Here is an 11,935-nt window from a genome sequence, read left to right on the forward strand (position 1 = left end):
TAAATTTTCATTAAGTGAGAAAATCACCAGTCATGAGAAAAAGGTTCTCGAGTACTTTTACTTCAACCTTTATACTTATCCCTTCCTAACTTTCTACTTATCCCTTCCAAACTTTCCACTTATCTTTTCCCGCTTAATTTATGCTTCAACAACTGTTTTCCAAAATGCCAGATAAACCTAGGGTTTGTCGAAAAATACCTCCGCCATAAGCGCTTAGGTTCAGAACACAATCTAAACAACCATTCCAAGCCTATTTTTTGCATCCAACGTGGTGCATGTTTTTTTGAACCTGCAATAAAATCGTATGCTGCACCAACACCTAACATTACACAGTTTAATTGGCTTTTATGTTCAGCCATCCAACGCTCTTGCTTTGGGCAACCAATACCCACAAATAAAACATTTACTTTAGCGGCATTCATTGCAGCCACAACACCGGCATCTTCATCCTCTGTTAAAGGACGAAACGGAGGAGAAAAGGCATAAGTAATATTAATATCAGGATAACTTGCTACTAGCTTTTCTTTAACGGTATTAAGTAGGGCTTCAGAACTACCACCATAAAAGCCAATATTTAGCGACTTTTCTCCTGATGCAGCACAAATTGCATTCATGATATCTTGTCCACGGACCTGCTTAGCATCTGAGTGCCCTAGTAATTTTTGTGCCCAAGAGAGTGGTTTGCCATCAGGAATAACTAAGTCGGCATCATTAACTATATTGGCAAATTCTGGTGAGTCATATACTTCCATACACATATGAACATTTGAAACACAAACATAAGCGCCTTCATTTTTTTTGGCTAGTATTTCAACTTCATCAAGGGCTCTATCAACAGTAGTAATATTAACTTCCATAGAGATAATCGTACTTCGTTTATTCATTATCGCTTTTTTGCCTCGTCAATTGCCTGTTGGTATATATCCATCAGCATTTCATAATTTTTTTCTGCTGTGTATTTTTCTAAATACTCCGCGCGGGCATTCCGACCCATGCGTAAACATTCATCGGGGTTGTTAATTAACCACTGAGCCTTATTGGTCAGATCTGCTGAGTTACCAGCTTCAAAATGTAAACCTGTTTCACCATCGGTTACTATTTCTTCCATACTACCTAAGCGACTGCATAGTACAGGGGTACCACATGCAAAAGATTCAACTATCGCCATAGGAAATCCTTCATAACATACTGAAGGAACCACAATAAATTGTGCACTTCCAATGGCTGTAAGGACATATTTTTTTTCTTTTTTACCAAGTTGGGAAATCCATCGGTTGCCATGAGCTAACGCGTCCCCGTCACCAATGATATCCAGAGAAAAATCAATATTTACCCAAGCTTCATTAAGAATATTAATTCCTTTCTCGTCACTTAATCGACCAACAAATACAGCCTTTGGTTGGCGATTAACTTCACTAATGTCACCGTCATCAATAGTAAAGTTAGGCTTAACGGATAATTTTTCAGCAGGCCATCCAGCAGTAATATATTTATTTTTTTGAAATTCAGTAAGCGTTATAAAACGATCCACTGTATGCTGCCAAGTACCAAGTTTTTTATGTACCTCTACCATTAAGGCTAAAGCAAACGTACCTAACAAAGAGCCACGATACACCTTTTTAGGTACCGCCCACCATGCACTGCCTTTAATACTTTTCTCAACAATGCGACCATCATGCATTAATAAAGCAGTAGGACACACAGCCCTATAATTATGCAGCGTATGCACAATAGGAATACCCATATGTTTACAGGCATAAAAAATAGCGGGTGACATCACAGGGAAGTAATTATGCACATGCACAACATTAGGGTTTTCCAATCTTAAAAGCTGCTTAAATTTCACATATTGTGAGATTGAAAAGACCACACCTATAGCGGCGAGTATTTTGCTAAGCACCGTGGTTATGCCATCGTTGCTTACACAATGTAAAACAACTTCTTCTCCTTGAGTAACAAGCAATTTTTGCTCACTGGCCAATACAGAATCTTCACCGCCAGAGATTTGATAATTATTGTGGGCTATGAGTATCTTCATTCATGGACTCCTTTCCTATAATAATTCCCTATAAGCAAAAATAGGGAGAATAAATACAAAGGGAATACTGTAGTTACCAGCACGCTTTCAAACAAACCTACTATTAAGAAAAACAAATAACCTGTCAGCATTATTTTTTTTATTTCTTTATTTAACAAACCATTCATTATTGACAAATATGACCACTGCATAAGAAACCATAAAGTAAACCCAAACAAACCCAAGGTAACTAACTGTTGTAAAACTTCATTATGAGCAGTACCAGCCTCAAGGTAGTAGTCATAAAGAAGCAGTTCAACAGAATTTATTCCATGACCGAAAAATATTGAGTCACTAAATTCTGAGATTAACGCATCCCATAAAGGAGTTCTACCGGAGTAGGAATTGGCATTTTCGCCACCATAAGCATTAAAATATTCATTGATATACTCAAACCTTAAAACAACCACTAAAATGACAGCTATAAATACAAAGAAAAGTACACTAACAGATATTTTCTTTTTATCTTTATCAAACCCATATGACAAAAAAAGTGCGGCAAATAGAGCGCCAATACTGCTTTTTGAAAAACAGAGAAATACTATAGTTAGGATTAAAGCCAGCCCACATATCGCATGCCTTTTTTCTATAAATCCCGAAGCCCAACCAGCTGCAACAAATAGTGCTATTAGCGACGCTGGTCTACCAACCCCAACTGCATCCTTATAACCAAGGTACATGGCGCGACTTGAAGAACCTGCATACTCTTGTGCAAAATCCAAAGTAAAAATTCCGATAACAAAAAACATCAAAGAAGAAATTAATGCTGCTTGAAAAAAAGTTTTTAACAGTTCATCTTTTCGTATCGCCAAGAATAAAAATAGCACGACAAATACTCTTATTATTTCTTTGATATAAAGAGATAGGCTATAAGTATAGTTTTCATTTATCGACCAGGTATGGCTTAAAAGTCCAATACATACATATATAAACACTGGGATTAATACTCTAATATATCTATCTTCTTTTTTAGCCTTAGATAAAAACAACAACAAAAACAAAATATCAATTAGCGCAAATGCCATCGTCCCAAAAAATGTATTACTTCTAAAAAATAACGCAACCAATGGCACTTGTAGGAAAAGAAGTGAAAAGTAAATAATTGCCAATGTGTTTATTCGTATTTCCCACTTATTATTCACCATATACCTTTCCAACAACACCAGCCCAGGTCATTTCTCTAGCCCTATCAACTGCACCTTCCTGCATTGTATAGAATGTGTGTTTGTCTTCTTGCAATAACACTAGAGCTTTTGCCAATTCTTCTATAACATCGGTCTCATATTTATTGTTTGTGTCAATACTTATGCCACAACCCTCATTAACAATAACTCCAGGGCCACCAAGATTTAAGCAAACTACAGGTAAACCTTCTGCCATTGCTTCTAGCACCACCATACCGCCAGAATCCCGAAGACTAGGAAATATAAATACATCATGCTCTCGGTATATTCGAGCTAACTCATTTTGAGGTACCCAATCAATCCAATGGACCTTATCTTCTACGCCCAAGTGATTCACCAGCGTATTTAATGATTTTTTTTCTGGGCCAGATCCAACTAAAGTAAGAGACAACTCACTCTGTTTTAACGCTTGCGCAAACGACCGTATAGCTAGTGGTAAAGCCTTTAAATAATCAAATCTCCCAACATACAAAACCCGTACTGAAGAGTCATTTCGCCCAGACTGAACACCTTGAATCGCGCTGTTTTTACTTTCAACACCAATAGCCAACTGAACCCTAACTTTATTCTGATGAATAGCTGGAATTAACTTTTTAGTTTGTTCTGATGTAACAAAAATTTTATCTGCACTATAAAAAGTAAGGTGCATGAAAGGGTCATATCCCACACAGTAATTTATAATGTCTCTCAGCCTGTCTCTTATTTTCGCCTTAAGACTAAACCCCGCACGCAAAGCAAGAGGCGCACTATCACCACCTGCAACAGGGCCAAAAACAAAAGGAATACCTAATAGCCCCATAAAGCTTGGTTGTCGCACACTGACAAATGTAATGTGTTGCACTTGATCAAACTTTGATTTTTCATGTACGCTACGCGCTGTGAAAAAAGCACCTATTTGCCATAAAAAATAATAGAAACGAACACCTCGCCCACCTTTTTTCCACCACGAAAGCCACTTCGGCAGATCATAATAAATAAAACTTAAGTTATCTGGCTGTTTGTTATTCGAGTAATACTCACTGATTACTTCTTGATTGTTTTTGCGTGTAAGTACAGTTACATCGTGCTTAAGCTTTGCAACCTCTTGCGCCCAATGCCAGCCCACTCCTGGTTCTGATCCTTTATTGGGTTCACACGCATACGCTGATAATAATACTTTCATTAAACAGTTATCTTCTTTAGCTGCGCCATTAAATATTCACGATAATCATCACTGCAATTAGCGGATGGCGACAAAATGGTTTCTATTATGTACAAGCGGATGAATACTTCTTTATTTTCAACATCTAAAGGTAAGCTCTTTAAGTATTGAACAATCAAAGGGGATTCCAAAAGGCATGCAACCCACTTAGGCTCATCAAATAAATTCGATTGCATAAAACAAAAATGGCATAAATCCCATAGAGGAAGGCCACTGAACTTAAAATCTTCCCAATCGATTAAAGCCAGATGCGTATTTTTTGTGCTGCGTTTATTCAGACTATTTTTAACACAGCTGCTTGCCACTTTAATATTCCACGGCGAAAAATCGCCATGCACAAAAATCAGCGGAAGCTCAAAATCACTTTCTACCTTATTAAGAGTTTTTGATATCAATGTGAAGTCATTTTCAGTAAGAGATCTATCTTTACTGCTTTTGTTGAGTTCAAGCTGTTCAAGCAATTCTTTTTTAATAGCAAGGTAAGTTGTCTGCTGCTTTGGCGAAACACTCGCAAGCTCGCTTAATAGCTCAATATGCTGCACGGTTAACTCTCGGCTACTTAGCTTGCCATCAATAACCGTCTGAACGGTATAACCCAGCGCTTTATTTTGGTTGAGGCATTTAGGTGCGTAATGGAATTTGTGTTTTTCTAGGGTACTTAATGCACTGATTTCATTATTTAAACTACGACTTGCAGCAGAGCCAATAGCAATTTTCATAATGGCTATATTGCCTGATGTTTTTGTACAAATAAGCGAGGCCACTGCTTTTTGCTGCAAGCCTTCCGTGCCTACATACACAATAGGAACCACACTATTTATCGCAGTACCATTTTTTATTGCTACGCTATTTTTAATTTTACATATAGGAAGACTGCCGATGTTGATTATATTAGGCAGTTTTGCTAATAATTTAAAAGGTGATAGCAAACAGATAATATGCCACTTAAATTGAGACAAAATACTATAAGGCATCCACTGTGACAGCGTGTTTTTGGCTAATGGACTGCCTAAAGGAATAATCCATCTTGGATTATTATTACTAACGATAGCTGCATACAGTTGTTCTGAGTCAAAGGCGTAACAAGCTGTGTCAGCAACACACTCATGCAGTTTATGTTTAATGGTATTTGAAAGTGTCAGCACCATCAATTCTCATTCCTTTTTAAACGCTTTAGCTGCTTAGCTTCGATATAATTAAACACAGCGGTGCTTGCTGCCCGCACACTTTCATCAATACCTACTGAGGTGTCAATGACAATACAGTTCGGTTCTGTTTTCGCAAAGGCAAGATAAGCCTGTCGCTGCCGCTCCGTTTCTTCAAAACTAACTTCTTTTTTACGTGCTTGAATAATTTCTGTTGGCGCATCAAAGATAATAAACAAATCAGGTTTAGGAATAAAATAACTTGCTAGTTTTGCCAACCACATCGGTGCGCCATAACGATAGCGTATAGGGTCGATTAATAAGTCATGAAAATAGCGGTCAAAAATTACCAAGTATGATTTTCGTTTTAAATGATTTATTTTTGTAATGTTTCCTACAAAGTAATCCACAATAAAGTATATAAGCTTAGCTATCGATGGAACCACCCCCCTAACACTTTGTTCGTGAGGATTTTCGACAACAGTCACCGTATTATTTTTAGATGAAAAAGAACTCGGCCTAAGATGGAACCTTTCAACACCATTAAAAGATGACTTAATTGCTTCAGCTAAACCATCGCCCACTGTCGTCTTTCCAGCCCCATCAGGTCCTAAAAAAGTAATTAACAGTCCTTTATTGCTCATGTTCAGTATTCCACTTCTTATTCACAAAAGAAAACGAACTCAATAGCATCTCAACCCAATCCGCTCTGTTTTTTTCATTCAGCTCTACATCAACACTTTTTCTTTTTTGTGTAATATATACCAACTGCTGCCGCCCTTGATGTATTCTAATTTGTTTATTGGTTAAGCTATCGCCACAAATAACCTTTAAAAAAATCTTTCCCATTTTACAACTAATATTTTTTCGAAAAACTTCGCCAGAATCTGAACAGTCTAAAAACACAAGAGGAGTCGTTGGGTATTTATCTAACTGTGTTTTTCTAAGCACCCAGTAGTATGAATTATTTAGTGTTTTAAGTGGGTGTAAAGCAGCGAAACGTACTAAAACCCCGAGTTTTATTCTTTTAGAGAGAACATCATTATTATACATATGCTGGTATGCCGGAATAAGCCAAGCGGGAATATGCTTTTTTTCTGGCATTCCTGTTATTTTATGTCTCCATTTTTGATTAACCATTGCAGGCATAACTGCTGATTTAGAAAATGATAAAAACTCAGATACCGGGAAGGTATTTTCTACCAAATTTATATCATTAAAATCTGATTTAAAGCTAATAAATGCTGACCTAACCGGACGAATTAAATGAAGTTCGGCAACATCTAAACTATTACTAATACCTAAAACACGATCCCCCCATATAGGGCTAGGTATTACCATTTTCTTTGTACGGGGGTGATTATCGACTATTCCTCTATAAATATTAATAAGTCTTTCACCCTCGGCTTTCGTATCGCAGGTTATATCTAAATCCCTACCTATTGAATTGGGATAACCTTCAATACCATGAAGAACACACCAACGAATATTTTCAGCATTTGCGGCATGAGCAAACTGTTCATATACTTCCTTACGATAAGCAAAGTCATCTTTAATCATTTGCTTAATCCATATAAGTTTTCAGTTACGGCTAGCGATAGATTGGGCCAGTTCAATTCATCTTTAATCAACCGCTTCGCACTAATACCCATCTGTATTCGTTTCTCTATTTCTAACGAAGAAAACACATGCAATGCATTCTCAATACATTCAACTGAGTTATCTTCTAAAATCAAGCCGCAGCCAAACTGCTTAACATGTGCACCCATATTTGTTTCTTCACTCAATAACAAAGGCGTTTTCAATGCTGCGGCTTCGAGCGTTGCTGTTGGGTAAACATCCCAGCGTGAAGTATGAATAAAAACATCCATATTACTCATAATACTCAATTTTTCATCCGTGAATTTAGTGCCAAAAAAATGTACATACTGTGAAATCCCTAAAAATTGTACTTGAGCCTTTAAAGCATCAGCATCTGGGCCATGTCCGATTAGCCAGAGCACGCCCTTACCGCTGTTGTTTTTATACTGAGAAAACGCTGATATCAATAGGTCCAATCCTTTATGATCTTTCGCTAAACGCCCACAAAAACCAAATACAGGCTTTTCTACTTCTTTAATAACAGGTTGCGGCGTAAACTCAACATCCAACAGTGATTGACCGTTTGGAATAAGTACGATTTCAGACGAGGGAGATATTGCTTTAATATCTTGAATCTCTGATTGGCCTATGGCGTGGATTCTTTTTGATTGCGACACTAATTTTTTTTCAAACAAGGCTATGTAAATAGCTTTCATGTACTTGTTTTTTTTCAGACTGTTAAAGTTGTAACCACTATGCGGAGATAAAACCCAAGTGATATTATTTGCTTTTAGCTTACGACTTACAGCATAAAGTTCAGGCAAAAACACCGAATGAAGATGCACAATCACATCGGTATTTTTTAATTCTTTAATTGCATCGCTTAACGATGCCGATAGAAGAAAACGAATCTTCTGAACTGTAAACAATCTTAAATTATAATCATGCGCGTGGCTTACTTTACTAGGAGTACCCGTAAGCCCCCAAACTTCTACATCGTAACCTAGCTTCATTTGCTCTGTTGCTAAGTTATGAACAACCTTGTTAACCCCATTCATAGTATTAGGGTTTGCTTTACCAAGAAGAACGTGAATTATTTTCATGCGTTTATATTTTCCTTTTCTTTATGCTTCGGCATAACAAAAGCCAGCCACAGTATAACCAGCATTAATAACTGCGTTATCAATATTCCCAACAGGGCGCCTATTAATTCCCACTTCACAATTAAGCTTGCTGCCGTAAGTAGGGAAAAAACACTCATAACGATATAAGCGTAAAAAATCGGCTTGGTAACTTCTAGTGCTCTTAAACCAGCCCTTAACGGCAAGCATAAAAAAATAACCATATAAATAGCGCTATAGGCACTCAGCACCAATCCATAATCAGCGTATTGCGCGCCGTAAATTAAGCTCATGATTTGTGATGAAAACATACCAATAACCAGACACAACATCCCGACAAATACTCCACCTATTAGTGCTACTTTTTTCAGGTATGCTGTTAAATCACTTTTACTATTGATTAGTGCTTGGCTTGCTTTAATTGGTACTATGTTATCGAGCGCTTGAAATAATATGTGGGTTACCCCCACGATATTTTGTGCGGCTTTTAACGCCCCTACAGCGATAGGGCCGAGTAATACGCCCGCGGTTATGATGAAGTAATTACCGCTTGTCCACTGCATTAAGGCAGATGCGATTAGCCATTTAGAAAAATGGACATTCCTTTGAATGCTGTTGAGCAGTGTTTTTAGACTAATGGCAACAATATTAACTTTTGATAATAAAAGTACAACCGCCGCTGCGGATGTTAAGGCAATAACCCACAACACCCCCACAAGTGATAATTCAAAAAATGCAGACATGATAAGGATAAAAGCTAGCTGCCCTAAATAACTAATTACGTCACTAATAAGTACTAGCGAGGTTTTTTCATGGCAAAAGAAATAGCGGCGCATGAAATCTTGATTCTGAAAAAAGAAAGCCGCTAGCGCCAGTGGCAGCGCTAGGTTTTCAATATTCAATTCAGGTTTAAAATGCGCAGTAAGCTTCACCCCTACCAAAATAGCTACGAATGTTATCAGTGAAAATACGCCCTGCTGGGCAATAACGCCCGAGTAATATTCATCACGCTCTTTTTGAGATTCGTATTTAACTCCTATAGTCATCATAGGCGCGCTAATAGCCGCCATTTGAATAGAGTTAACAAACATCACCACCATCCACAACATGGTGAATACGCCAAATGCCTCTAAACCTAAAAAGCGCGCAAGTAAAAGCCCTGTTAAAAAATTAACACCACTCACGATCGCTTGATCGATAAGTGTTAGGTTTAGGTCGCTATGTTTATTTAATAATTTGAAAAGTACACGCATGGTGTTATAAATTTACGTTATGATAAAATTCAGTTACTACAACTTGAAAGTGTTTCTTAAGCAATGCTGCATTTGATAAACCTACGTAACCTGTACCTGCCATTGTAACTTTCATTTTGTAAACCTTTGTGTGTAACTGTTTGGGTAGAGCAATGTTTTGGGTTGAAGCCCGTGTTATTTTTGTTCTTTGTTCGGCTGTTCGGCTGTTCGGGGCTAAAGCGCCCTCCTACAAAGTATTCCTACAATGTATTTATTTTATCTTTAAGAACTCGTGTAGTTCTTGTTTGAAATCGGCACCGATTTTTCCACATTTTAAGGTGTATTCGACGTTGGCCATTAAGTAGCCTACTTTTGAGCCACAATCATGGGACTTACCTTTAATTTGGTATGCTTCTAACGGCTCTAATAAACGTAATTGATGTAAGGCGTCGGTTAATTGAATTTCATCTCCGGCACCTGGTTGGGTAGATTCAAGTAAATCCCAAATTTTTGGTGATAGTACGTATCTACCGGTAATGGCTAAATTACTTGGCGCTTTATCAACCGGTGGTTTTTCTACCATGTTGGTGATTATTGCGCTTTCGCCGGCGTTAATTTCAACACCGCTTAAATCAACCACGCCATAAAGGTTTACTTTATCTTGTGGCACAGGTTCAACCATTATTTGGCTTTGTTGGCTTTCATCGAAACGTTTAATCATTTCAGCTAAATTATCTGTTTTAAGATCAGACATATATTGGTCAATAATTACATCAGGCAGTAATACAGCAAAAGGTTCATCACCAATAATCGGTTTAGCCGTTAAAATGGCATGGCCTAAACCTAATGCTTTGGGCTGACGAACAGAGATGATAGTGACGCCTTTTGGGACAATTGAACGTACTTCGTCTAACAGGCTACGCTTTACACGCTTTTCTAGTGTTGCTTCAAGCTCAAAACTGGTATCAAAATGATTTTCAATCGAGTTTTTAGACGAATGAGTGACTAAAACAATTTCTTTAATACCTGCAGCTACGGCTTCATTAACGACATATTGAATAAGTGGTTTGTCTACTAATGGCAACATCTCTTTAGGAATAGCTTTAGTGGCGGGTAACATGCGTGTGCCTAAACCGGCAACGGGTAAAACTGCTTTTTGAACGTTCATTGTTAATCTTGCTTTGAGGTTATAATCAGCTGAGAGGTGATTCATTTTTTGTTAAATATAAAAGATAAATTTAACGTAAATAAACATCCGTTTCCTGCAGCACATCCTTACTTAAATAAGGAAAGAAATTATATTAAGCCGATAAGGTGATTACAACAAAGGGTTATACCAGGAAAACAAATCAACACACGAGCGTAACAAGACAAAAACAGGGATACACACTTTGGTTACAGTGGGTTTAATCAAGAAGCCATAATTATGTTCATATTATGTAGCGGTATTAAACAAAAACACCGAGCCCTTTTTATGTTACAAATGTGCAAAACAGCTTTACAAACCCATTGGTATAAGCGAAGAATGAGTAAGGCTAATGCTGGCTGATTTAAAGGTTGGTTACAAATAATGAGTCCTCACCGTTTTTCCCTCTGCAGGTATTAGAACGTTGTTGATTTATAACGGTTAACATTATCTAATACTTTGTAACGACTAGATCCACCAATGATACAGAAACGGTAATAAGGCGTGTTTTGAAAAACATTTATACTCTACTTTGGTTATTCTTAATCATGTATGCTTGCCCATCTTCTAGTCAATTAGATGGTTTTTTTTCCGATTCATTTTATCAAAAACTAACGTCTACCTATGGTGACGCAGCGAAGCGTCGTGCTGAGAAGTGGCGTAGTGTTATGCTTGATAATCAAACTGATAGTGATTGGTCTAAAATTAATAAAGTGAATACTTTTTTTAATAAAACAATCACCTACCAAGACGACCTTACCTTATGGGGAAAAAAGGATTATTGGGCTTCACCCGCTGAAACCATTGGTCGTGGTATGGGTGATTGTGAAGATTTTGCCATTGCAAAATATTTTAGCTTAACCTCCTTAGGGGTGAACGAAAATAAATTACGGTTAATGTATGTTCGCCAGCTAACAGTAAACCAGCCACATATGGTGTTAATTTATTTTGAAAACCCAAAAGATGTGCCTTTTGTTTTAGACAATTTTAACTCTAAGGTATTACCCGCAACGAAGCGGCGAGACTTAAAGCCTATTTACAGTTTTAATGCCCAGGGATTATGGATGGCGAAAGCCAAAGGGTTAGGTAGAAAGGTAACAAAGAGTAAAGGAGTTTCCGCTTGGAATGGTTTAGTACAACGTATTGAAGACGGTGAAATGCATACCTTAACTAGCATTAATTAATCATAACAAATATAAAAGCTGTGA

At 37.4% G+C, this 11,935-nt stretch carries 11 protein-coding genes; 1 reads left to right on the plus strand and 10 read right to left on the minus strand.

Going from position 1 to position 11,935, the window contains the following annotated elements:
• Positions 1 to 119: 119 nt before the first annotated feature.
• The 10 genes from CXF85_RS13770 to galU all read right to left on the minus strand — a co-directional run bounded on the left by CXF85_RS13770 (position 120) and on the right by galU (position 10,709).
• Positions 120 to 884 carry a WecB/TagA/CpsF family glycosyltransferase gene (locus CXF85_RS13770; protein WP_101229228.1) on the minus strand — a complete coding sequence of 255 codons (765 nt, stop codon included), beginning with the start codon at positions 882 to 884 and terminating at the stop codon, positions 120 to 122.
• The gene (locus CXF85_RS13775) at positions 884 to 2,038 is read right to left on the minus strand and encodes a glycosyltransferase family 4 protein (protein WP_101229229.1); all 1,155 of its coding nucleotides are present in this window, start codon (positions 2,036 to 2,038) and stop codon (positions 884 to 886) included. Before CXF85_RS13775 ends, CXF85_RS13770 begins: the two co-directional genes overlap by 1 nt.
• Positions 2,035 to 3,222 (minus strand): O-antigen ligase family protein, encoded by a 1,188-nt coding sequence (locus CXF85_RS13780; RefSeq protein ID WP_101229230.1) that lies wholly within the window; start codon positions 3,220 to 3,222, stop codon positions 2,035 to 2,037. The genes CXF85_RS13775 and CXF85_RS13780 overlap by 4 nt, the downstream gene beginning before the upstream one ends.
• Complete coding sequence (locus tag CXF85_RS13785; protein WP_101229231.1) at positions 3,212 to 4,423, minus strand: glycosyltransferase family 4 protein; 1,212 nt, start codon at positions 4,421 to 4,423, stop codon at positions 3,212 to 3,214. The genes CXF85_RS13780 and CXF85_RS13785 overlap by 11 nt, the downstream gene beginning before the upstream one ends.
• Positions 4,423 to 5,610, minus strand: a complete 1,188-nt coding sequence (locus CXF85_RS13790; protein WP_101229232.1) for a phosphotransferase — start codon at positions 5,608 to 5,610, stop codon at positions 4,423 to 4,425. The genes CXF85_RS13785 and CXF85_RS13790 overlap by 1 nt, the downstream gene beginning before the upstream one ends.
• Positions 5,610 to 6,251 (minus strand): hypothetical protein, encoded by a 642-nt coding sequence (locus tag CXF85_RS13795; protein WP_101229233.1) that lies wholly within the window; start codon positions 6,249 to 6,251, stop codon positions 5,610 to 5,612. Before CXF85_RS13795 ends, CXF85_RS13790 begins: the two co-directional genes overlap by 1 nt.
• Entirely contained in the window at positions 6,241 to 7,167 is a 927-nt protein-coding gene (locus CXF85_RS13800) for a hypothetical protein (RefSeq protein ID WP_101229234.1), read from the minus strand. The genes CXF85_RS13795 and CXF85_RS13800 overlap by 11 nt, the downstream gene beginning before the upstream one ends.
• A complete protein-coding gene (locus CXF85_RS13805) occupies positions 7,164 to 8,291 on the minus strand; it encodes a glycosyltransferase family 4 protein (RefSeq protein ID WP_101229235.1) in 1,128 nt (375 codons plus the stop codon). Before CXF85_RS13805 ends, CXF85_RS13800 begins: the two co-directional genes overlap by 4 nt.
• Positions 8,288 to 9,562 (minus strand): lipopolysaccharide biosynthesis protein, encoded by a 1,275-nt coding sequence (locus tag CXF85_RS13810; protein ID WP_101229236.1) that lies wholly within the window; start codon positions 9,560 to 9,562, stop codon positions 8,288 to 8,290. Before CXF85_RS13810 ends, CXF85_RS13805 begins: the two co-directional genes overlap by 4 nt.
• A 250-nt stretch (positions 9,563 to 9,812) precedes the next feature.
• On the minus strand, positions 9,813 to 10,709 hold the full coding sequence (galU, locus tag CXF85_RS13815; protein ID WP_101229237.1) for a UTP--glucose-1-phosphate uridylyltransferase GalU: 897 nt from the start codon (positions 10,707 to 10,709) through the stop codon (positions 9,813 to 9,815).
• A gap of 527 nt (positions 10,710 to 11,236) precedes the next feature.
• On the opposite strand from galU, the gene CXF85_RS13820 reads away from it, so the two are divergent.
• Entirely contained in the window at positions 11,237 to 11,911 is a 675-nt protein-coding gene (locus CXF85_RS13820; protein WP_232771198.1) for a transglutaminase-like cysteine peptidase, read from the plus strand.
• The last annotated feature ends 24 nt before the right edge of the window (positions 11,912 to 11,935 follow it).

Source organism: Colwellia sp. 75C3 (genome assembly GCF_002836255.1).
Taxonomy (GTDB): Bacteria; Pseudomonadota; Gammaproteobacteria; order Enterobacterales; family Alteromonadaceae; genus Colwellia.

Bases quoted from the DNA above. Each gene is read 5' to 3' on its own strand.
- CXF85_RS13790 (WP_101229232.1), bottom strand. From the start codon at position 5,610: ATGGTGCTGACACTTTCAAATACCATTAAACATAAACTGCATGAGTGT.
- CXF85_RS13780 (WP_101229230.1), bottom strand. From the start codon at position 3,222: ATGGTGAATAATAAGTGGGAAATACGAATAAACACATTGGCAATTATT.
- CXF85_RS13805 (WP_101229235.1), bottom strand. From the start codon at position 8,291: ATGAAAATAATTCACGTTCTTCTTGGTAAAGCAAACCCTAATACTATG.
- CXF85_RS13795 (WP_101229233.1), bottom strand. From the start codon at position 6,251: ATGAGCAATAAAGGACTGTTAATTACTTTTTTAGGACCTGATGGGGCT.
- CXF85_RS13785 (WP_101229231.1), bottom strand. From the start codon at position 4,423: ATGAAAGTATTATTATCAGCGTATGCGTGTGAACCCAATAAAGGATCA.
- CXF85_RS13775 (WP_101229229.1), bottom strand. From the start codon at position 2,038: ATGAAGATACTCATAGCCCACAATAATTATCAAATCTCTGGCGGTGAA.
- galU (WP_101229237.1), bottom strand. From the start codon at position 10,709: ATGAACGTTCAAAAAGCAGTTTTACCCGTTGCCGGTTTAGGCACACGC.
- CXF85_RS13800 (WP_101229234.1), bottom strand. From the start codon at position 7,167: ATGATTAAAGATGACTTTGCTTATCGTAAGGAAGTATATGAACAGTTT.
- CXF85_RS13810 (WP_101229236.1), bottom strand. From the start codon at position 9,562: ATGCGTGTACTTTTCAAATTATTAAATAAACATAGCGACCTAAACCTA.
- CXF85_RS13770 (WP_101229228.1), bottom strand. From the start codon at position 884: ATGAATAAACGAAGTACGATTATCTCTATGGAAGTTAATATTACTACT.